Source organism: Williamsia sp. DF01-3 (assembly GCF_023051145.1).
In the GTDB taxonomy this organism is placed as follows: domain Bacteria; phylum Actinomycetota; class Actinomycetes; order Mycobacteriales; family Mycobacteriaceae; genus Williamsia.
The window spans coordinates 126,729-148,598 of sequence record NZ_JALKFS010000005.1; the positions used below are offsets into that span (position 1 = coordinate 126,729).

A 21,870-nucleotide genomic window follows, 5' to 3' on the forward strand; every position below is an offset into this window, starting at 1 on the left:
ACCGGCCCGTCATGTATACGGTTTACGAGCCGTCTCGGGATCGCCATAGGTGATCGCGCGTTCACGTCTCGATCCGGTCGCCAGCGTGGCCGCCCAGTTCATCAGGGTGCCGGTGCGATTGCGCGCACCGGAGAGGAACGCGATGTGGATGACTCCCCACGAGAGCCAGCCCATCATCCCGGACATGTGGAGCGGACCGGCCTGCACCAGCGCGTGATGCCGTGCGATGTACGCCGCGTTGCCCAGGTCTCGGTACTTGAACGGCCGCCTCTTCTTGGTCTTGCCCTCCACCGCGGCGGCGATCACCGCCCCGGCGTGCCGCCCACCCTGCATGGCAACCTCGGCGACGCCGGGAAGTTTGTTGCGCGACATCATGTCTCCGACAACAAACACGTTGGGGTGGCCCGGAACGGACAGGTCCGCCTCGACTGCGATTCGCCCTGACCGGTCCTGCTCGGCGCCCAAGGCGGTGGCCAGCGTCCGTGCGAACGGTACCGCTTCCACGCCTGCCGTCCACAACACCGTTCGGGTGTCGAACCGGGTCTTGGTCTTCGGTTCGGCCTTGGTGGTGATCTCCACGTCCGTCGCGGTCACGTCGGTGACGTGCACGCCGAGGTGAGTCTCGACGCCCACCTTGTCGAGTGTGCGCAACGCGCTGTCGCTGAGTTTGCTGTCGAACGACTCCAGGACTCGCTCACCACCGTGCAGGAGTAGCACTCGCGCCTCACCCGGGTCGATCGACCGGAACTCGTGTGTCAGTGCGCGCGTGGCCAATTCGCGGATCTGCCCGGCGAGCTCGACACCGGTCGGCCCCCCGCCCGCGACAGCGAACGTCAGCCAGGGTTTACGTTCTTCAGGCGTGGGCAGCGATTCGGCCATCTCGAAGGCGGCCACCAACTTTCGGCGGATGGTCAGCGCGTCGTCGAGAGTTTTCATACCCGGCGCCCACTGGATGTACTCCTCGTGACCGTGGTACGCCTGCTGCATTCCTGCAGCGACCACGAGGTAGTCGTACTTCAGCTCGAAGGTCGATCCGTCGAAGCGGCTCGCTGTGAGCACTCGCGCCTCGGTGTCGATGGCGTTCGCCTCGCCGAGCGCAACGTGTGCGTTGTCCTGATTGCGCAGCAGGTGCCGCAGAGGACTTGCGATGGAGCCTTCCGACAACAGGCCGGTGGCGCACTGGTACAGCAGCGGCTGGAACACGTGACTGGTGCCGCGCTCGACAACGGTCACCGCGACATCGGCGCGCTTGAGGCGCTTTGCCGCGTAGAGACCTCCGAATCCTCCACCCACGATCAACACATGGGGCCGGCCGGGTGCAGTCATTCGGTGTCAACTCCTTTCGCTGCAAGACGGCGCAGCGATACCCGCTTGTTCACAACTCGAATCATGTTATGCGGTTCGGGTCATGACCGGGCCTGACTCATGGCCGCGCGCGGCGTCACGTCAGATAGCCGCCACCGCGTGGGAAGAAGTCTTTGCCCGCATGCTCCACACCGTCTTCGGTCCGCAGTCGTTCCACGACCAGTCCGTGGTTCTTTCCGCGGTATGCGTCGGCTCCGGCCACGATCACCATGCCGTCCCCCTCGTGGATGAACACCCGGCCGGGGGTGCCGCCGTAGATGCCTGCCGAGACCGAGGCCTTGGTGATCCGGATGCGCTCGCCACGGAAGTGCGTGAAGGCGTTGGGGTAGGGATCCGATTGGGCGCGGACGAGGCGATCGATGTCCTCGGCGGGCCAGTTCCAGTTGATCTGGCTGTCGATGTCCGCGCGCTTGTGGAAGAAGGTGCGGTCGGCGAGGTTCTGCTGCTTCCAGACGGCTTCACCCGACTCGATGAGGTCGAGGGCCTCGATCAGGACCTCGGGGATGATGTCGATGGTTGCGCGCACGAGATCGGTGGCCGTGTCACGAGGCCCGATCGGCACGGCCCGCTGCACCACCACATCACCGGTGTCGAGGTCGTCATCCATGCGGTGGGCGGTCAGGCCCACCTCCTTCTCCCCGCTGATCAGCGCCCAGATGACCGGCGAGAAACCGGTGAACTTGGGCAGCAATGAGTCATGCAGGTTAAGGGTGCCGTGCGGCGGTAGATCGAAGAGTTCACGCGGTAGCCAGGTGCGCCAGTTGTTCGCGACGATGATGTCGGGCTCGGCGTGCTTGACCTGCTCGATCAGTTCGCTGTCGGGTCGTTGCGCGAGGTGGACGGGGATGTTGTTGGCCCGGGCCAGTTCCTCGACGGAGTCCGACCAGATGGACTCGTACGAGTGCTCACTCGGCGGGTGGGTGACGGCCAGGACCACCTCGTGATCCGACTCGATGAGTGCTTCGAGAGTCTTGTGTCCCCAGGTCTGGTAGCCAAAGGTCGCTACTCGCATGAAACTGGCCTCTTCAGTCGTCGGAAGTACGTGGCGCCCGCGAGTGCACCACAAATGTGCGTTCAGCTTGACCGACAGAGATAGGTTATGCAAACCTACATTCACCATTGAAGTTAGTGCAGCATTCCCTAAACTCACCCAGCGATGCAACGGGGCCTCGCCGAGTGGGTCAGCGCGCTCCGGACAGAAGAGATCCTCAGGTGGATTCCGCACATACCTTGACCGGGAACCCCACCCCCTCGGCGCCTTCCCCGACCACTCCAGCTGCCGGATCGGCACCGTTTGCGCTGACCGCAGCCCAACGCGGTATCTGGTTCGCCCAGCACCTGATGCCCCACACGCCCATCGTCATCGCGAACTACGCGGAGATCCATGGCCCACTCGACGTTGATCTGCTCGATGACGTGGTCCGCGCCTGCATGCACGAGATCGACTGCGGGATGCTCCGCCTCGTCGAGATCGACGGTGAGCCGTTCCAGGTGGTCGACCAGACCCTCTCGGATCGATTCGAGCGAATCGACCTGCGCGGCGAGGACGATCCCGAACTGGCCGCGCAGGAATGGATTCACGCGAACTACTCGGCGCCGATCGATCTGCTCTCCGATCGGCTGATCAAGGGTGCGGTGCTCCGCGTCGGCGACGAGCACTACCTCTGGTACTCCTGCATCCACCACATCGTCATCGACGGCTACGGCGCCATCCTGTTCATCAATCGTGCCGCCGAGATGTACACCGCAAAGCTGGCCGGACGCGAGGCCGACACCCAGGCTGTCCCTCCACTGCAGGCGCTGATCACCTCCGAGAACGACTACCGGTCGTCCAGCCGTTTCCAGCGCGACCGCGACTACTGGCTGGCCAAGGCCGCGAATCTCCCCGAGCCGCAATCGTTGTCGCCGTTCGAATCGGCGCCCGACGTCAGACCACGGCGAGTCGGTGAGCTCCTCTCAACCGAGGTCACCCGGCAACTCGAGGCCGCTTCGACGAGATTGAAGACCTTCGAGACACCACTCTTGATCGCAACCCTCGCCGTGTACATCGCCCGAACCACCGGTTCGGCGGACGTGGTCCTGAGCCTGCCGGTGTCGGGCCGGACCAACGCGGTGCTTCGCAAGTCCGGCGGGATGGTGTCCAACATCGTGCCCATCCGCGCGTCGATCACGCCGACGACAACAGTCGGGGACCTCGTCTCGCACATCCAGCTCGAGCTCACCGGGGCCCTGCGCCATCAGCGCTATCGGGCCGAGGATCTGCGACGCGACCTCGGTGCAGGTGAGGACTCCCGCGGCTTCTACGGGCCGGTCATCAACATCATGAACTTCCCGTCGGACATCCGTCTGGGGCCGGTCACCGGGCGGTTCCAGATCCTGTCGACCGGTCCGGTCCACGACTTGTCGGTGAACCTCTACCCGAGTGCCGACGGCAACACCCGCGTCGACTTCGAGGCCAACCGGCACGCTTACGGAAACGATGAGCTGCGCGCACACCACCGCCGGTTCGTCACGCTCCTGCAGACGATGGCCACAGCCCCACCCGACGCTGCCGTCGACGGCTTCGATGTCTTGACAGCCGACGATCGCCGCGCGCTTGTGCCATCTCGTGGCCCGGCGGCCGTGCCTCCGGCAACGTTGAACGAAATGACAAGGGCCGCAGTGCTGACCGGCCCGGATGCCGTCGCCTTGGAGATGCACACGACGCTTACCTATCGCCAGGTGGACGCCTGGTCCGATCAACTGGCCCAAGAGCTACACGATGCCGGCGCATCCACCGAGCAGTTTGTTGCCATCGCTATGCCCCGGTCGCTCGACTCGGTGCGCAGCATGTGGGCGGTTGCCAAGACCGGTGCGGCGTTTGTCCCGGTAGATCCGCACTATCCGGCCGACCGCATCGCACACATGCTCACCGACTCGGGGGCCCGACTGGGCATCACCACCAGCGAGTTCCGCTCACAGCTACCCGACACGGTGCAGTGGCTGGTGATCGACGAACTGGAGATCGACAGCGAGGTAACCGCGTCGACGACCGGCGCAATGGACGTCGAGGTCTCGCTGGACCATCCCGCGTACATGATCTACACCTCCGGCTCCACCGGAACCCCCAAAGGGGTTGTCATCACCCACCGCGGACTGGCAAACCTCGCCGCCGAAAGAAAACACAACTACCTCGTCGAACCCCACTCGAGATTCCTCCACAACACCTCACCCAGCTTCGACATGGCCATCGGCGAACAAATCGCCGCACTCTCCGCAGGCGCCACCCTCGTCATCTCACCCCCTGACCTGAGCCCTTCAGAGCTGACCGATTGGATTGTCGCCAAACGGATCACCCACGCGTTGATCACCCCGACCATGCTGTCGGCGCTCGATCCGGACGCGCTGGTCTCCCTCGAGGTGCTCGGGGTCGGAGGCGAGTCGGTGACCGGTGACCTGGTGGACCGCTGGGCCGTCGGACGACAGATGCGCAACGGATACGGACCGACCGAAGCCACCGACATCGCCACCGTCTCCATCCTGCGGGCAGACAAACCGGTGTCGATCGGTACCGCCGTGCACGGTTTCGAACTGTTGGTACTGAACGCCCGCCTACAACCTGTGCCTGCCGGTGTACCCGGCGAGCTGTATCTCGCCGGACCCGGCCTCGGCCGTGGTTACCACCGGCGACATGCGTTGACCGCAGAACGGTTCGTAGCCAATCCGTTCGGCAGCCCCGGCGATCGCATGTACCGGACCGGGGACGTCGTCAGCTGGGCTGCCGACCACCAGCTCCGCTATCACGGACGAGCCGACAGCCAGGTGAAGATTCGTGGGCATCGAATAGAACTGGGCGAGATCGACGCGGTGCTCCGGTCCTCTCCGGATGTCCGGCACGTCCGGACAGCGGTACGCGAACTCGCCGACGGCCATCTGGCTTTGGTGTCGTATGTGGTGGGTGACCCGCGCTCGGCAGACCGTCTTCGTGAGTTGGCCGCGCGCAACCTCCCCCGCCACATGCAACCGGCGGCGGTCGTGCTGATCGACGCGCTACCACTGACCCCCACCGGCAAGTTGGACGAACGGGCGTTACCTCTACCCGAACTCACCCGTAGCGCCTACCGTGCGCCGGGTTCCGACGCCGAACGTGTTGTCGCAGCAGCGTTTGCCGAGGTGCTGAACATCGGCCAGGAGGACGTAGGGGCTGACGACAGCTTCTTCGACCTGCACGGCAACTCACTGTCCGCGATGGGGGTGGTCTCCCGCGTCAATGCAGAGTTGGGCACCGGGTTGACCGTTCGCACGGTCTTCGAGAGTCCGACTGTGTCCGGCATCGCCGCGGCGGCGGGAACCACCGGGCAGACAGCGCGTCCGCCTCTGCGACGGGGCGATCGCCCCGCCCGCTTACCCTTGTCCCCGGCGCAGCAGCGCATGTGGATCCTCAACCAGTTCGACACTGCGGCTGCAACATATAATCTTCCGTTGGCCGTCCGACTGACCGGAGAACTCGATACGAGTGCCCTCACGGCAGCTGTCGATGACGTGATCCGCCGCCACGAGTCGCTGCGCACCACATTCCCGAGTGACGACGGAGGACCCAGGCAGGTGGTTCTGCCACCGACTGCGGTGTCGCTCGACCTCACCCCGCAACCGATCGAGGCCGACCATATCGCCGCGGCCGTGCTGACGCTCGCCCGTGACGGTTTCGATGTCGCGGCGGGGGTCGCCATCCGGAGCCGGTTGCTTCGCAGCGCCGCCGACGACCACACGCTGGTACTGGTGATCCACCACATCCTCGCCGACGGCGTCTCCATGGGACCACTCGCTCGCGACGTCATGCTCGCCTACAACGCACGCACCGAAGGGCTTACGCCGAGCTGGCCCGAGCTGCCCGTCCAGTACGTGGATTTCACGCTGTGGCAACATCGTGTCCTCGGCTCGGAAAACGATCCCGATTCTGTTGCCGCACAGCAGGTCCGATACTGGCTACAAACACTCGAAGGCCTGCCCGCGGTGCTCGATCTGCCCACCGACCGCCCACGGCCCGCCGTCGCCTCACACCGCGGAGCGTCCGTCGACTTCGAGATCAGCGGCTCGACCGGCGCCGCGCTGCGTGAACTCGCGCGACAACGTGGTGCATCCATGTTCATGGTCGTCCACGCCGCACTGGCCACCCTCCTCGCAAGGCTGTCCGGTACCGAGGACATCGCGATCGGCACGCCGATCGCAGGTCGTGGCGAGGAACAGCTCGACGACGTCATCGGCATGTTCGTGAACACGCTTGTCCTGCGGACACAGGTGGACCTCGAAACCGGTTTTGCCGACCTTCTCACCCAGACCCGAGCCGTTGACCTCGGTGCGTACGCCCACGGTGATGTCGCATTCGAGCGTCTCGTCGACATCTTGCAACCGCCGCGCACCCAGGCGTATTCGCCGCTGTTCCAAGTGGTTCTGAACTTCGAACCCGGGCTACCCGACAGCTTCGAGCTCCCGGGCCTCACTGTGACTCCCGTCCCCCTCGACCCAGGTATCGCCCAGTTCGAACTCGCGTTCTCCATCACCGAGCCGGCCCCGGATGACAACTGCCTGCGTGGGTCCCTGCGCTACGCAACCGACCTCTTCGATCGCCGCTCGGCACAAGATTTCGCCGACCGTCTTGTTCAGATCCTCGATGCGGTGGCCATTGACGCCGCCGCGCCCCTGGCAGACCTGCCGCTGTTGACCGCCGAGGAGAACGCGAAGCTGGTACCCGTACGCGGCCCGGCATCTGTACCGGCAGCGTCGATGGCCCAACTGATCGACACGGCCGTGCGGCAACGCCCCGACGACGACGCGGTCATCTGGGATGGCCGTGCGCACAGTTATCAAGAGGCCGACGCCTGGGCCGACAGCTGCGCCCGAGTCCTGCAGGAACATGGTGCCGCACCAGAACGTTTCGTCGCCATCGCACTTCCCCGGTCTGCGGACTCGGTGCGCAGTATGTGGGCGGTTGCCAAGACCGGTGCGGCGTTTGTCCCGGTGGATCCGCACTATCCGGCCGACCGCATCGCACACATGCTCACCGACTCGGGCGCCCGACTGGGCATCACCACCAGCGAGTTCCGCTCACAGCTACCCGACACGGTGCAGTGGCTGGTGATCGACAAACAGCTCGCCGCCCCCGGCGATGGCATCCCATTCGGGCCGAAACCCCAGGTCTCACCGGACCATCCCGCGTACATGATCTACACCTCCGGCTCCACCGGGACCCCCAAAGGTGTTGTCATCACCCACCGCGGACTGGCAAACCTCGCCGCCGAAAGAAAACACAACTACCTCGTCGAACCCCACTCGAGATTCCTCCACAACACCTCACCCAGCTTCGACATGGCCATCGGCGAACAAATCGCCGCACTCTCCGCAGGCGCCACCCTCGTCATCTCACCCCCGCACCTGTCACCGGCTTCGCTCGGCGACTTCATCCGGTCGGAGCGAGTGACCCACGCCCTGATGACACCCACGATGCTTGCCGCGCTCGCTTCCGACGACCTTCCCGATGTCAGGGTGCTGGGTGTCGGCGGTGAGGCAGTGTCCGCAGCGCTGGTCGACCGGTGGGCTGCCGGCCGACAGATGCGCAACGGATACGGGCCGACCGAAACCACCGACATAGCCACCGTCGGCAATCTGCGGCCGGGCGAACCGGTCACCATCGGCGCTGCAGTGCACGGATTCACGCTCCTCGTGCTCGACGGCCGCCTCAATCCGGTCCCGGTCGGGGTGCCCGGCGAGCTCTATCTCACCGGCCCCGGCCTGGCCCGCGGCTACCACCGCAGATTCGGCCTGACAGCAGAACGGTTTGTCGCCAATCCATGTGGTGCACCGGGCGACCGGATGTACCGCACCGGCGATACGGTCGCCTGGACTGCAGAACTGGAATTGCGCTATCACGGACGCACCGACAGCCAGGTCAAGATCCGCGGACACCGCATCGAACTCGACGAGATCAACGCGGTTCTGCTGAAACATCCGGCGGTCGGACAAGCCGTCACCGTCGGCACCGCCACCCCCACCGGCGAGCCGGCCCTGGTCTCGTATGTGGTGCCATCGACACACTCCAACCCGCCGGACACCGAGCACCTCGTGGGGTTTGTCAGCGAGTTCCTTCCCCGGCACATGGTGCCTGCCGCAATAGTCGCGGTGGCCGCCATCCCGGTCACACCGACCGGAAAGCTCGACGAACAACGCCTGCCCGCAGCAACTTTCGAATCTCGGACTCCGTACCGAGCTCCGAACACACATACCGAAGTCGTCGTCGCGGCTGCCTTCGCTCGATCACTCGAACGACAGCAAGTCGGCGTGCACGATGACTTCTTCGCACTCGGCGGCAACTCCCTGTCGGCCATCGCCATGGTCGGCGCGATCGGTGAGCAACTGGGCCGACGAGTCCAGCTGCAGTGGCTGTTCGCCGACCCCACCCCGATGGCGTTGGCCAGACGGATCGACCTGACCGATCCCGTTCAGGACGACGCCGCCCTCGACGTGGTGCTGCCGATCCGCCGCACCGGCTCGGCAGCACCGCTCTTCTGCATACACCCGATCATCGGATTGTCCTGGTGTTATCGACCTCTGGTGCAGCATCTGCCATTGGATCGGCCGATCTACGGCATCCAGGTACCCGGGACCGACGACACCGAGCCACCACGGTCCATAGAGGCGACGGCCGCACGCTACGTCGCGGAGATCCGGCGTATACAGCCCGACGGCCCTTACCATCTGCTCGGCTGGTCCCTCGGCGGCGTCCTCGCGCATGCGATGGCTGTGCTGATCGAAGAACAGGGTGGCCAAGTGGCCAGCTTGGTGATGCTGGACAGTTTTGCATCACCACCGGTGCCCGCAGCCGACGAATCCGTCCACGCGGGAGATCTGCTGGCGGGACTCGGATTCGGCGGTGCCGTACTGGAGCAACTGGGAGCAACGTCCGCAGATTCCCTCAACGACGTACTCGCGGTGATCGAGGATCTGCCACACGGCATCGAGCGTCATCAGGTTCAGCGCCTGGTCGACTTCGCCGAGCACAACAGCACACTGCTGCGGGAGCATTCACCGGGCATCTACACCGGAGACCTGTTCTTCGTCACTGCTGACGGTGATTCGCCGGGGTCCACGGCTGCTGCCGACTCGTGGCTGTCGCATGTGAAAGGTGAGATCTCCACGCTTGCCATCCCGTTCACCCATTGGCAGATGTGCAGCCCCGCCGCGCTTCGTCTCGCCGGCCCCTTCATCGCACGTCATCTCGCCCGCCGGTCCGACGTGACACTCGTCGGCGGAGAACACTGACATGAGGCCTCGGCACACACGGTCCGGTGCAACCATTCTCCGCGACAGTGTGCGAAGCAACGCCCCGCTGCTGGCCGGCGCAGCACTTCTGCTGTGCCTCCATCAGGCCTGTGAGGTTGCGGTCCCCGTGCTGATCGGCGTGATCATCGACCGGGCGGTGACCAACGGCGATCTTGGTTCTCTCGCCACCGGAATCACCTGGCTCGCCGCGGTGTTCGTGGCGCTGACGATCTGCTACCGACTGGGCGCACGGCTCGCGATGCGTGCCGCCCTCGATCAGGCGCATCGGCTACGTGTTCAGGCCACCCGCCGTGTGCTCGACCGCGCGATGCTGGACACCGATCTGCGTAGCGGGGAACTGATGGCGGTGGCGGGCACCGATACAGACGAAACCGCGGCACTGCTCCGGTACCTGCCACAGGCAGCGGGTGCCCTGGCCGCCGTCGCGGTGTGCGGCGGCGCGCTGCTGGTCATCGACATCCCACTCGGACTGGCCGTGTTCGTCGGCGTTCCGGTGCTGCTGCTCGGATTACAGCTCACCGCACCAGGTTTGACGCGACAGATGATCACTCAGCAACAGGGCGTGGCCGAGACGTCGGGATCAGCGGCAGACCTCATCGCCGGCCTGAGACCGCTGCGCGGTATCGGGGCCGAGGAAGCGGCCGCGTCGCGCTACCAGACGTCGAGCCAAGATGCGCTGGTTGCGATGCGGCGCGCAGCGCGTGGGCAGGGCATGTTCATGGGGGCGGCCGCAGGAATCAGCGCGATCCTCGCGGTGGGCGTCGCCACGGCTGCCGGATGGTTCGCGCTCAGTGGCCGGATCAGCGTCGGCGAGCTCGTGACCGTGCTGGGGATCGCGCAGTTCTTCCTCGAGCCCCTCGCCGTGCTCTCGATGTTGCCAGGAAAGGTGTCGACCGCCCGCGCATCAGCCGAACGACTCGCGCTCATCTCAGACGCCGACGTGGTGAAGTCCCGGGCGACCATGCCGCTCGGACCCGGACCCCACGGCATCGAGTTCCGGGGCGTCGAGTACGACAGCCTGCGCGGCCTCGACCTCATCGTGAAACCCGGTGAATGCGTGGGCATCGTCGCCACCAGCGCCCACGACGCCCACGCGATACTCGCCCTGATGTCCGGCGTTGCCACACGGTCGGCGGGTGGCGTTTGGGTGTCGAACGTGCCCGCCGAATGCACCGACACATCCGAACGGCCGCGACCGCTGCTGATCGCTCCGCATGCGACTGACCTCTTCACAGGATCCGTCATGGACAACCTCCGCGCCGGTGACGACAACCTCCACCCCAGCGCGGTCGCCGAGGTGTTACGGGCGGTGGCCGGTGAAGACGTGGCCGCCGCCCACACGAACGGTCTCGATCACGTGGTCGCGGACCGTGGTTACTCCCTGTCGGGAGGGCAGCGACAGCGATTGGCACTTGTCCGCGCGCTGCTCGCCGACCCCGCTGTACTGGTCTTGCACGACCCCACCACATCGATCGACGCCGTCACCGAACGCACTGTGGCGCACCATGTCCATCGTCTTCGGCATCAGCGACGGGCCGACCGCACCACTGTTGTGATCACCAGCAGCCCAACCCTGCTGTCGGTGATGGACCGTGTTGTGCTCGTCGACGGAGGCCGGGCCGAACGCGACGGCGCGCACGCCGATCTGACCGCCATGGACAACCGGTACCGCGAGGCGGTCCTGCGATGACTCCTGAGTTGCACGAGGAAACTCGGGTCCTCCCGGTCGCTACCGGACGACAGACCAGGTCGTGGCTCGCCGCTGCCCTGGCCCACCATCGCGCGGCGGTGGCCCGTGTCATCGCCGTATCCGCCCTTGCCGCAATCGCATCGGTGACTCCGGCGTTGGCCCTGGGAGTGCTGGTCGATCGTGTGGTCGCCGGTGCCGGTACCTCCGTCCTGTTGTCCATCGCCGCGGTTGCCGCTGCCGCCGCGCTGGTCGGCGGAGTGGCTGCGGGACTGTCGGTCTACTCCGTGGCCTCTCTGGGGGCCGGACTGCTTGCCGACCTCCGTGAGAGCGTGGTCCGGCGGGCGCTCCGCATGCCCACCCGGGTGATCGAAGAAACCGGGCGGGGCGACCTGCTGTCGCGCGTCACCAATGACGTTGCGGCCGTAACCAAAGCCGTGATCACCGTGCTGCCCACCGTGGTGATCGCGACCATCCTCACCGCGGTGAGCATCGCCACGATGGTGGGTCTCGACTGGCGCCTCGGCCTCGCGGGTGCTGCCGCCTTGCCGCTCTACGGGCTGGCTCTGCACTGGTACCTGCCTCGGTCGTCCCCGCGCTACGCTGCCGAACGGCGTGCAGTCGGCGAGCGCTCCCAGGCCATGGTGGAAAGTTTCACCGGCCTTCGCACCGTGCACGCGTACGGACTCGAGGCATCGCAGGCGAGCATCGTCGAGACCAAGTCCGCTGCGGCCCGCGACATCTCCATTGCCGCATTCACGGTGTTCACCCGCATGGTCGGCCGGGTCAACCGTGCCGAGTTCGTCGGTCTGGCAGCAGTTCTGGTGGTGGGCTTCATGCTCGTCGAGGACGGTGCCGTGTCGGTGGGTGCAACGACAGCCGCCGCGCTGCTGTTCCATCGCCTCTTCAATCCGATCGGCATGATCCTGTACAGCTTCGCCGACCTCCAGCTCGCAGCGGCCGGCCTGTCCCGGCTGATCGGCGTGGCCATCTCGACCGACGTCGATTCCGACGCCCCCGCCGACACCCAGATCGACAACACGCTGATCGGCGGCGCGACACCTCGGGAAGGCACCGTCGAAGTGCGCGCCGTTCATTTCGGCTACGACGCACGCCGGCCCGTTCTTCGGGGGATCGATCTTCGCATCGAGGCGGGCACCCGAGTGGCGCTGATCGGAGCGAGTGGCGCGGGCAAGTCGACGCTGGCGGCCATGGTCGCCGGAAACCTCACCCCGACATCGGGATCGGTGATGATCGGCGGCGTCCCGTTGGACACGTTGCCTACCGACGTCGTCCGGCAACACGTGGCCACCGTCAGTCAAGAGGTCCATGTCTTCGCCGGACCACTGATCGACGATCTCCGTCTGGCCAGGCCGTCGGCCGGCACGGCCGAGGTCTGTGCCGCGCTCGACACCATCGGGGCACTCGAGTGGGTCCGCGAGCTGCCCGGTGGTCTGGACACAGTGGTTGGCGAGGGCGGCCATCAGCTCACCGATGCGCAGGCTCAGCAGATAGCACTCGCCCGGCTGGTCCTGGTGGACCCGCCGATCGCCGTACTCGATGAGGCCACCGCCGAGGCGGGCAGTCTCGGCGCACGAGATCTGGAGCGCTCGGCGGCTGCTGCCACGGCCGGACGAACGACGTTGGTGGTGGCGCACCGGCTCAGTCAGGCGATGCAGTGCGACGAGGTGGTCGTGCTCGATCGCGGCACGGTCATCGAACAGGGAACGCCGGCTCAACTGCTGGCTTCTGAAGGACTTTTCGCCCGGATGTGGGCGGCATGGACGATCCAAGGACACGGAAGGGACGCGGAGCAATGAATGACCACAACACGGAGGTCGTCGACGTCCTCGGAATCGGTTTCGGTCCGTCGAACCTCGCACTCGCCATTGCAGTGGAGGAACTGAACTCCGGACTGGACCCAGACCAGCGGATCACCGCCCGATTCGTGGAGGGCAAAGAACAGTTCCGCTGGCACCCCGGAATGCTGTTGCCTCGCACGACGATGCAGGTGTCATTCCTCAAAGACCTGGCGACACAACGCAACGTTCGCAGCGAGTACACCTTCCTGAACTATCTCGCGGAGGTGAACAGGCTCACGGAGTTCGTCAACTTCCAGACCTTCTTTCCTACCCGTCACGAGTTCCACGACTACCTGGAATGGGCGGCTCGCAAGGTCGATGCCGACGTCTCGTACGGCACCCGGGCTGTGCTCATCGAGAACTCCGGAGACTGCTTCGAGATCCACGTGGAAGGGCGGCACGCGGGGATCGTCAGGGCCCGCAACATCGTTGTCGCAGCCGGGTTGGTGGCCAGGCTCCCCCTCGGGATCACAGCGTCGCAGCGGGTCTTCCACAACCACCAACTACTGCCACACCTCGCCGAGTTGCCCGAGCCCACCGCCAACAGTTTCCTGGTGATCGGCGCCGGCCAAAGCGCAGCCGAGGTCGCGGAGTACCTGCACACCAACTATCCCGGTGCGGAAGTACACGCGGTGTTCGCCAAGTACGGATACACGCCCGCCGACGACAGTCCCTATGCGAACCGGATCTTTGATCCCAACGCGGTCAACGACTTCCACTCGTCGGCTCCCGAGTTCCGCCGTCGGCTGCAGAACTATCACCGCAGCACCAACTACTCAGCGGTGGACCTCCCGCTCATCGAGGAGTTGTACGCCCGCGAATACGACGAACGAGTGCGCGGCCAACGGCGCCTGTTCGTCCACGGCGCCTCCGAGGTGACCCAGGTGGTCGAATCGGACACCGACGTGACGGTGACCGTTCGTCACGAGCCGACAGGCCTCACCGAGGACATCGTCTGTGATGCGGTGGTGTGCGCCACCGGTTTCGATCCGCTCGACCTCAAGGAGATCTTGGGGGATCTGACGGACAGCGTGGCCTACGACGCTGCCGGCCCCCAGGTCGCTCGCGATTACCGCCTCATCACCACCTCACCCCTGCCCGGCGGGATCTTCTTGCAGGGCGGAACCGAACACACGCACGGCATCTCGTCGTCACTGCTGTCGAACATCGCCGTTCGCACCGGGGAGATCGTGAAGTCCGTGGCCCGCGACCGCAAAGGCGAGGCGGTGTCGACACTTTCGCGCGGGAGGCTGGGCTAGGTCTGGTCAGGCAGGGGCCGGGCAGCCACCGCCTCGACCTCGAACAGGATGTCCGGCATTGCAAGTCCTGCAACTCCGATGACCGTTTGCGTGGGCGGTGCGGCGCCGCTGCCCTGCACTGCCTGGCCTATCACCCCGAGTTTCTCGAAGTCGGGATCCACCACATAGGTCCTGAGTTGGACAACGTTGCCGAGATCGAGTCCGTGGGCGGCGAGAGCGACACCGAGGTTGCTGAAGGCCTGCTTCACCTGTCCGGCGAAGTCTGGCGAGGTGACCATGCCGTCCGGGCCCGATCCGTATTGGCCCGCGACGAACACCAGCTCTGCGCCGGACGGAACGCTCGCAGTGTGGCTGTACCCGAACGGAACCGGGTCATGCAGCCCCTCGGGGTTGACGATGGTGTGGGACATGACTTCACCTGTTTCTCATCGAGACGTCCTTCAGACGTCGGTCGGGTTGTGCTCTGTTGTGTTGAGGGCGAATGCAAGTTGAGCGAGAACCACCTCGCGGTAGTCAGCGTCCGTTGGTGACAGATGTTCGAGCACAACCGGATACAACAGACCGACGATGTTCGCCACCACCACCTCGATGATGGCGTCCGCGCCGAAGCGGGGGCGGAAGTCACCCGCATCGATCCCGCGCCGGACAGCATCGGCGAAGGGCTTGCGGTACTGCTCTGCGAGCGTGGCGGCATGTTGCTGCAGTTCGACATCGTGCGCGGCAGCGGTCCAGAATTCCATCAGCATTCGCCAGGTGGCAACGTCCGTGGCCAGGCCGCGGTCGACCATCGCTACGAGCTGCTCCCACGGATCGTCGAATCGTGCCGCGAACTCGTTCATTGCTTCCACCGCAATGGAAGTGGCACGATCGAAGGCTTCGATCAGCATGTCCTCACGGGAGCCGAAATAGCCCTGCAGCGTGCTCACCGCCACACCCGACGCGACGGCGACGTCGGTGTAGCGGGTACCGCCGTACCCGCGGTCCGCGAGTGTCGCGATCACCTGGTCGAGCACGGCCGTGCGCCTCGAACCGCCCGCTCGGCGGCTGCGACCCGGTTTAGTTTCACTCATGTTCGTACCGTATCACCATACGGTACGAAGATTCCAGAGCGCCTCGTCCGCCGACCTGGCCGAACAGTCTCGCCGGCACGGTAGCGATGCGTCAGACTGTCACCATGACCGTGACCGTCGATTGCCTGGTCATCGGCGCAGGTGTGGTCGGCTTGGCTGTCGCGAGGCGCCTGGCCCTGGGCGGGCGGGACGTGGTGCTGATCGACGAGGCGGATGCGATCGGCACACAGACGAGCTCGCGCAATTCCGAGGTGATCCACGCCGGCATCTATTACCCGCGGGGCAGCGCCAAAGCCCGGCACTGTGTGGTCGGTCGGCAGATGTTGTACCGCTACTGCAACGACCGGGGCATCGATCACCGGCGGATCGGCAAGCTCATCGTCGCCACTGATTCCGACCAGCTCGCCCGCCTCGACGCGATCGCGGCTGCGGCGGCCGTAAACGGGGTCGACGACCTTCGGCTACTGAGTGGGGACGACCTGGCCTCGATCGAACCCGGGCTCGACTGTGCGGGCGCGCTCCACTCCCCGTCGACAGGCATCATCGACAGCCACGGACTGATGAGGGCCCTGCATCGCGATGCCGAAGACGCCGGTGCGACAACCGCTCTGCGCACCAAGATGACGCGCGGGCACATCGGGCGCGGGCAGCTCGCCATCGAGCTAGACGGCACAGCGATCAGCTGCAGAAACGTGGTGAACGCCGCCGGGCTCGGCGCCTGGGATGTCGCACGAGGCATCGAAGGTCTACCACCAGAGACCATCCCGAGGCGATTTCTGGCGAAGGGCAACTACTTTGTTCTCGACAGCGGCCGAGTTCCGTTCTCGCAGTTGGTCTATCCCGTACCTGTCGGCGGCGGTCTCGGCGTACACCTCACACTGGACCTCACCGGCCAGGCACGGTTCGGCCCGGACGTCCAGTGGACCGACCACATCGACTACCACGTCGACGCCGCCAGAGCAGATCAGTTCTACGCAGCGATCCGGCGTTACTGGCCCGGCCTGCCGGACGACTCACTGGTACCCGCCTACTGCGGAATCAGGCCCAAATTGTCTGGCCCAGGCGACGGGGACAGCGACTTCCTCATCCAAGGCCCCGCCGCACACGGGACGCCCGGACTGGTGAATCTGTTCGGCATCGAATCACCCGGCCTGACGTCCTGCCTGTCGATCGCAGAGGCTGTGGCGTCGATCGTGGATGATCGCTAGAGAATTCGGTCGTTGTCCGGATCGTCGGGATTTTCCGGTTCCTCGGGCGGGGGTTCGACCGGACGGCGCAGGTTCGCGATCGTCGCGTCGATATCGGCGAGCGCCTTCGTCTTCGACGCGTAGAAGATCTCGCCGGGAAGCAACTCGAGCCAGCGCACCGACCACCCGATGTCGCGCAACGTGTCGCTGCTCTTCTCCGGCATCGCCGCGGCAGCGATGAGTCGGTCATCGAGCTCGAACACCGCATCGTCGAGGCGTCCTCGTGCGGCCAGGAGTTCGTCGTCACTGCGCAGCGAAGGGTTCTCGTACACCAGGCCCATCGCGTAGCGGATACGTCGGTGCAGGACAGCCTCTGGCACCGTGGCTGTGGTCCATTCGGCGGGCGCCCGCCCAGGCTTGCCCGGGACCAGGTCGGTGGAGCGGGCAAACCGTCGCACCCGCTTGTTGGAGTCGTAGGCGAACCACAGGCCCCCGAGCAGCATCAGCACGGCGACGACCACCGCGGCGACGACGATCAGCCACGCCACATCCATCACCCCCTCGACCCAACGATCACAACCTTCTGGCCCACGTTAGTTCAGGCACGGGCGTGGCCGGGGACCGCCCGTCCGCGTCATCGCACGCCGGCCACATCTACGCGAGGCCGCCACCAACCCGCTTCGACGCCCGTGGCACGGTGAAGCAATGTCTGTCTGGGAAGTGGTCGCGATCCTGATCGCCGGCGTGGGCGCCGGAGCGATCAACGCGGTGGTCGGCAGCGGAACACTCATCACGTTCCCCACCCTGGTTGCGTTCGGGTTCGCCCCGGTGACCGCGACGATGACCAACGCCGTGGGGTTGGTGGCCGGTGGCGTATCGGGGACGTGGGGCTACCGGCGTGAACTGCGCGGACAGTGGCCGCGGCTGCGGTGGCAGATCCCCGCCTCGTTCGTCGGAGCACTCATCGGCAGCTGGCTGCTGCTGCACCTACCGGAAAAGGCATTCGAGACGATTGTCCCGGTGCTCCTCGTCCTCGCCCTGGCACTGGTGATCTTTCAGCCCAGGATCCAGCGTTGGACAGCCTCTCGGATGGCCTCGGCACCCGTCGACGACAACAACGACACTGTGCTCAGTCCCACGCGCCTGGCGCTGGTCACCGGGGCGACACTGCTCGTCGGTGTCTATGGCGGTTACTTCACTGCGGCACAAGGCATTTTGTTGATGGGCGCGATGGGCGTACTCGTCTCCGACAACCTGCAACGCCTCAATGCCGCCAAGAACCTGCTCTCCCTCATCGTGAATGTCGTCGCCGCGGTCACCTACACCATCGTTGCGTTCGACCGAATCAACTGGGCCGCTGCCGGTCTCATCGCCATCGGCTCGCTCCTCGGTGGAGTGATCGGCGCCAAGTACGGCCGGAAGTTGTCACCGTCGGCGTTGCGGGGCGTGATCGTCCTGGTCGGCCTGATCGGTTTGTGGCGACTGCTCGTCTGACCTGTAGTTGGTTGCTCCGGGCCCGAGGCCACGAGCGCACAGCTGCAGCGCTCAGGGCAGTACCGCGGTGGCCTCCACCTCGACCAGCAGATCAGGCTCGCCCAGGGACGCAACACCCAGGAGCGTGATGGGTTTGGTGGGGTCCACCCCCAGCTTCGCCGCCGCGCGGCCAACGCCTTCACCCAGGAGCGGGAACTTCTCTTCGCTCCAATCCACTACGTAGACAGTCAGTTTGGCGACGTCGTCGAAGGTGCCACCCACTGCGGCCAGTCCCGTGGCGATGTTGAGGTACGCCTGCTCCACCTGTGCGGCGAGGTCGCCCTCCCCCACAGGTTTGCCATCGGCATCGCGAGCGACCTGCCCCGCGAGGAACACCATCCGGGATCCGGTGGCAACCGAGAGTTGCCGATACACATCGGGTTTCGGCAAGCCATCAGGGTTCATCAGTGTCACGGGCATGGCAATCTCCTTCTCGAGGTCCTGCGGTCCCTCAAACCATAGCAGTGTTATGTATTGTGGAGAAGTGGTCAGAAGAAGAGATCCGGCAGTACGTGCCCTGTTGGTCGAGCGCGCAGCGGTGATGTTGGGTCAGCGCGAATCCATCACCCTGCGCGCGCTCGTCGACGGGACAGGTGTTTCGACGATGGCGGTGTACACCTACTTCGGCGGGATGGACGGCCTGCGGATGGCAGTGCGGCAGGAGGGGTTCACCCGGCTGGAGGCACTTCTGCAAGAGGTCCCGGTCACCCGCGACCCGGTCAAAGACCTTGTGGCACTGTCTGCGGCGTACGTCACCAATGCGGCACACAACCCCGACCTCTACCGGGTGATGTTCGAAGACGGCATCGCACTGGAAGATCCCGCTGCCGCCGACAACACCTTGGAGCATCTCGTGCAGGCCGTGGCGCGATCCCGACAGCATGGACGGGTGCGTGATGACGTCGACCCACTCGATCTTGCGACGCAATGCTGGATGGTTGGGCACGGACTGGTGTCGCTGGTGGTCACCGGACCGCTGCCGCCGCAGGCAATCCATCACGGTGCGGCGATGCTCACCTCGCTGCTGACCGGTGCAGGCGACGCAGCGGACACGTGCAAGCGGTCGGTGCGACTGGGATGGAAACCCAACATCCCCGGCATCTGACCAACACGGCGCACACTCTCCGACTCCAGCGACTTCCTCCGACTGCAACCGGAGGAACTGACCGCAATCGGAGGAACTGCCCCCACGGCCACACAACCTCCGACTGCAACCGGAGCCTGAGCGCTGGGTAGCGCACACCCTCCGGTTCCGGCGACAACCTCCGACTGCAACCGGAGCATCTGACCGCAATCGGAGGAACTACCCCCACGGCCACACAACCTCCGACTGCAACCGGAGCCTGCGGACAAACCAACTCGGCCCCACCATTTCTGTATTGGTGGGGCCGAGTCTTTCGGAGGATGTGGCCGCGGTTGTTCTGGACTGCCGACGAGCGAGCGCAGCGATGTGAGGAGAAGGGAAGAACTACCGCCTGATGGCCACGTCCGACAAAGCGAGCGGAGCGAGCAGAAGGATCAGTGCGACACTGCCTTCTCGACGCCCACTCCGGTCAGCGATCGAACTTCCATCTCGGCCTGCTTGGCAGCGTTCTCCTTGCGACGGCCGCCGATGTAGGTGCCGATCACCGCGAGCAGGAAGCCGGCCGGGATCGACACGATGCCCGGGTTCGACATCGGGAAGAGGTCGAAGTTGGCGTCGGGGAACATCGAGGTCGGCTTGCCCGACACCGCAGGTGAGATCACGATGAGCGCGATGCAGGTGAGAAGACCGCCGTAGATGCTGAACAGTGCGCCGGTGGTGTTGAACCGCTTCCAGAACAGCGAGAACAGCAACGTCGGCAGGTTGGCCGACGCGGCGACCGCGAAAGCGAGAGCCACCAGGAAGGCGATGTTCTGCCCCATGGCCGCGATACCCAGGACGATGGAGACCACGCCGATCACGACCACGGTGATTCGTGAGACACGGACCTGTTGTTCCTCGGTGGCGTTGCCGCGCTTGATGACACTGGCGTAGATGTCGTGGGCAAACGATGCCGACGCAGTGATCGCCAGGCCGGCCACCACGGCGAGGATCGTCGCGAAGGCGACCGCCGAGATCACCGCCAGGAAGATGGTTCCGCCGAGTTCGAACGCCAGCAACGGTGCCGCCGAGTTCTCCTTGCCCGGCGCCGCGAGGATCTTGTCCGGTCCCACCGACTTGGCGGCTCCGTAACCCAGCACCAGGGTGAACAGGTAGAACGCGCCGATCAGGGCGATTGCCCAGGTGACCGAGCGACGAGCTTCCTTGGCGGTCGGCACTGTGTAGAAACGCATCAACACGTGGGGCAAGCCTGCGGTACCGAGGACCAGGGCGATGCCCAACGAGATGAAGTCGAGCTTGGACATGTCACTGATGCCGTACTTGGCGCCCGGCGCGGCGATGTCACGACCGGCGACGGCTTCGCTTGCCGAACCACTCACGGTGGCTTGGGCATCGGCGATCAACTGCGAGAAGTTGCCCTTCACGGCGAACAGCACCAGGAAGAACATCACGCCGGCGCCGGCGATCAACAGCACCGCCTTGACCATCTGGACGTAGGTGGTGCCTTTCATGCCGCCGATGAGGACGTAGGCGATCATCAGCACACCGACGACTGCGACGACGACGCCCTGGCCGAACTTGCCGTCGATGTTGAGCAGCAGCGCCACGAGTCCACCGGCACCGGCCATTTGGGCGAGCAGGTAGAACAACGAGACAGTCAGCGTCGACAGTGCGGCAGCCATCCGCACGGGGCGCTCCTGAAGCCGGAAACTCAACACGTCGGCCATCGTGAAACGGCCTGTGTTGCGGAGCAATTCGGCAACGAGAAGCAGAGCGACCAGCCACGCGACGAGGAAGCCCACCGAGTAGAGGAAGCCGTCATAGCCGTAAACCGCGATGGCACCGGCGATCCCGAGGAACGACGCGGCCGACAGATAGTCACCGGCGATCGCGAAGCCGTTCTGCGGTCCGGAGAACTGGCCGCCACCGGTGTAGAAGTCAGAAGCCTTCTTGGTGGTCTTGCTTGCGCGGATCACGATCGTCATGGTGATGACAACAAACGCCACGAAGATGGCGATGTTCAGCGCGGGGTTGCCGACAGAGGCGGCGCCTGCAGCGAGCGAGGTCATTTGAGCGGCCCTTCCAGCTCGTCGCGGATCGCGGCAGCGCGGGGATCGAGGTCACGGTTGGCGAACCGGACGTAGATGGCAGTGATCACAAACGTCGACACGAACTGACCCAGACCGAGGATGATGCCCAGGTTGATGTTCCCCCAGACCTTGGTGGCCATGAAGTCGCTCGCGTATGTCGCGAGCAGGACATAGAGCATGTACCAGGCGAGGAAAAAGGCCGTCAGCGGGAAGACGAAGACGCGTAGGCGGCGACGCAGGTCCTGGAACTCAGGGCTGGCCTGCATGTCGATGAATGCCTGCGCGTCCGGCGCGGGTCGCTGTGGCGACGCCTCCGGGCTCAGGTCGGATGTGGTCATGACGACTCCTGGGGTGAAGGGAAAAGCTCGTATCGGACATTAGTGAGATGCCGGTCACAGCAGAAGGATGTGGCCGCAG

15 protein-coding genes and 1 CRISPR repeat array are annotated in these 21,870 nt (G+C 65.2%); of the genes, 7 read left to right on the top strand and 8 right to left on the bottom strand.

What is annotated here, in order from left to right:
- Positions 1 to 9 precede the first annotated feature (9 nt).
- Positions 10 to 1,326 (bottom strand): NAD(P)/FAD-dependent oxidoreductase, encoded by a 1,317-nt coding sequence (locus tag MVA47_RS02450; protein ID WP_247206525.1) that lies wholly within the window; start codon positions 1,324 to 1,326, stop codon positions 10 to 12.
- A 115-nt stretch (positions 1,327 to 1,441) separates the two neighbouring features.
- Entirely contained in the window at positions 1,442 to 2,377 is a 936-nt protein-coding gene (locus MVA47_RS02455) for a methionyl-tRNA formyltransferase (RefSeq protein WP_247206526.1), read from the bottom strand.
- Between the two features lie 200 nt (positions 2,378 to 2,577).
- Between MVA47_RS02455 and MVA47_RS02460 the strand changes: the two genes are divergently transcribed.
- From MVA47_RS02460 to MVA47_RS02475, 4 genes are read left to right on the top strand one after another with little or no spacing between them, the layout of a single operon-like run.
- A complete protein-coding gene (locus MVA47_RS02460) occupies positions 2,578 to 9,660 on the top strand; it encodes a non-ribosomal peptide synthetase (protein ID WP_247206527.1) in 7,083 nt (2,360 codons plus the stop codon).
- Positions 9,661 to 9,709: 49 nt separating this feature from the next.
- Entirely contained in the window at positions 9,710 to 11,371 is a 1,662-nt protein-coding gene (locus MVA47_RS02465) for an ABC transporter ATP-binding protein (protein ID WP_247206528.1), read from the top strand.
- Positions 11,368 to 13,188 carry an ABC transporter ATP-binding protein gene (locus tag MVA47_RS02470; protein ID WP_247206529.1) on the top strand — a complete coding sequence of 607 codons (1,821 nt, stop codon included), beginning with the start codon at positions 11,368 to 11,370 and terminating at the stop codon, positions 13,186 to 13,188. The genes MVA47_RS02465 and MVA47_RS02470 overlap by 4 nt, the downstream gene beginning before the upstream one ends.
- Positions 13,185 to 14,489, top strand: a complete 1,305-nt coding sequence (locus MVA47_RS02475) for a lysine N(6)-hydroxylase/L-ornithine N(5)-oxygenase family protein (protein WP_247206530.1) — start codon at positions 13,185 to 13,187, stop codon at positions 14,487 to 14,489. Before MVA47_RS02470 ends, MVA47_RS02475 begins: the two co-directional genes overlap by 4 nt.
- Here MVA47_RS02475 and MVA47_RS02480 read toward each other — a convergent pair.
- Both MVA47_RS02480 and MVA47_RS02485 read right to left on the bottom strand, forming a co-directional pair.
- Positions 14,486 to 14,899, bottom strand: a complete 414-nt coding sequence (locus tag MVA47_RS02480) for a RidA family protein (RefSeq protein ID WP_247206531.1) — start codon at positions 14,897 to 14,899, stop codon at positions 14,486 to 14,488. The two genes, MVA47_RS02475 and MVA47_RS02480, sit on opposite strands and share 4 nt — an antisense overlap.
- A 30-nt stretch (positions 14,900 to 14,929) precedes the next feature.
- Complete coding sequence (locus tag MVA47_RS02485; protein ID WP_247206532.1) at positions 14,930 to 15,559, bottom strand: TetR/AcrR family transcriptional regulator; 630 nt, start codon at positions 15,557 to 15,559, stop codon at positions 14,930 to 14,932.
- 104 nt (positions 15,560 to 15,663) lie between these two features.
- On the opposite strand from MVA47_RS02485, the gene MVA47_RS02490 reads away from it, so the two are divergent.
- The gene (locus MVA47_RS02490; protein WP_247206533.1) at positions 15,664 to 16,767 is read left to right on the top strand and encodes an NAD(P)/FAD-dependent oxidoreductase; all 1,104 of its coding nucleotides are present in this window, start codon (positions 15,664 to 15,666) and stop codon (positions 16,765 to 16,767) included.
- Here MVA47_RS02490 and MVA47_RS02495 read toward each other — a convergent pair.
- The gene (locus tag MVA47_RS02495; RefSeq protein WP_247206534.1) at positions 16,764 to 17,300 is read right to left on the bottom strand and encodes a hypothetical protein; all 537 of its coding nucleotides are present in this window, start codon (positions 17,298 to 17,300) and stop codon (positions 16,764 to 16,766) included. The genes MVA47_RS02490 and MVA47_RS02495 overlap by 4 nt on opposite strands.
- Before the next feature lie 151 nt (positions 17,301 to 17,451).
- On the opposite strand from MVA47_RS02495, the gene MVA47_RS02500 reads away from it, so the two are divergent.
- Complete coding sequence (locus tag MVA47_RS02500) at positions 17,452 to 18,240, top strand: sulfite exporter TauE/SafE family protein (RefSeq protein WP_247206535.1); 789 nt, start codon at positions 17,452 to 17,454, stop codon at positions 18,238 to 18,240.
- Positions 18,241 to 18,291: 51 nt separating this feature from the next.
- Here MVA47_RS02500 and MVA47_RS02505 read toward each other — a convergent pair whose 3' ends face one another.
- The gene (locus MVA47_RS02505) at positions 18,292 to 18,699 is read right to left on the bottom strand and encodes a RidA family protein (protein ID WP_099382623.1); all 408 of its coding nucleotides are present in this window, start codon (positions 18,697 to 18,699) and stop codon (positions 18,292 to 18,294) included.
- Between the two features lie 64 nt (positions 18,700 to 18,763).
- Between MVA47_RS02505 and MVA47_RS02510 the strand changes: the two genes are divergently transcribed.
- Positions 18,764 to 19,384, top strand: a complete 621-nt coding sequence (locus tag MVA47_RS02510) for a TetR/AcrR family transcriptional regulator (RefSeq protein WP_247206536.1) — start codon at positions 18,764 to 18,766, stop codon at positions 19,382 to 19,384.
- A 31-nt stretch (positions 19,385 to 19,415) separates the two neighbouring features.
- A CRISPR array of direct repeats spans positions 19,416 to 19,622; the repeat unit is 24 nt; unit sequence ACAACCTCCGACTGCAACCGGAGC.
- Between the two features lie 175 nt (positions 19,623 to 19,797).
- On the opposite strand, the gene MVA47_RS02515 is transcribed toward MVA47_RS02510, so the two are convergent.
- A complete protein-coding gene (locus MVA47_RS02515; RefSeq protein WP_247206537.1) occupies positions 19,798 to 21,432 on the bottom strand; it encodes a cation acetate symporter in 1,635 nt (544 codons plus the stop codon).
- Positions 21,429 to 21,791, bottom strand: coding sequence for a DUF485 domain-containing protein (locus tag MVA47_RS02520; RefSeq protein WP_247206538.1), 363 nt, complete (start codon positions 21,789 to 21,791; stop codon positions 21,429 to 21,431). Before MVA47_RS02520 ends, MVA47_RS02515 begins: the two co-directional genes overlap by 4 nt.
- Positions 21,792 to 21,870: the final 79 nt, after the last annotated feature.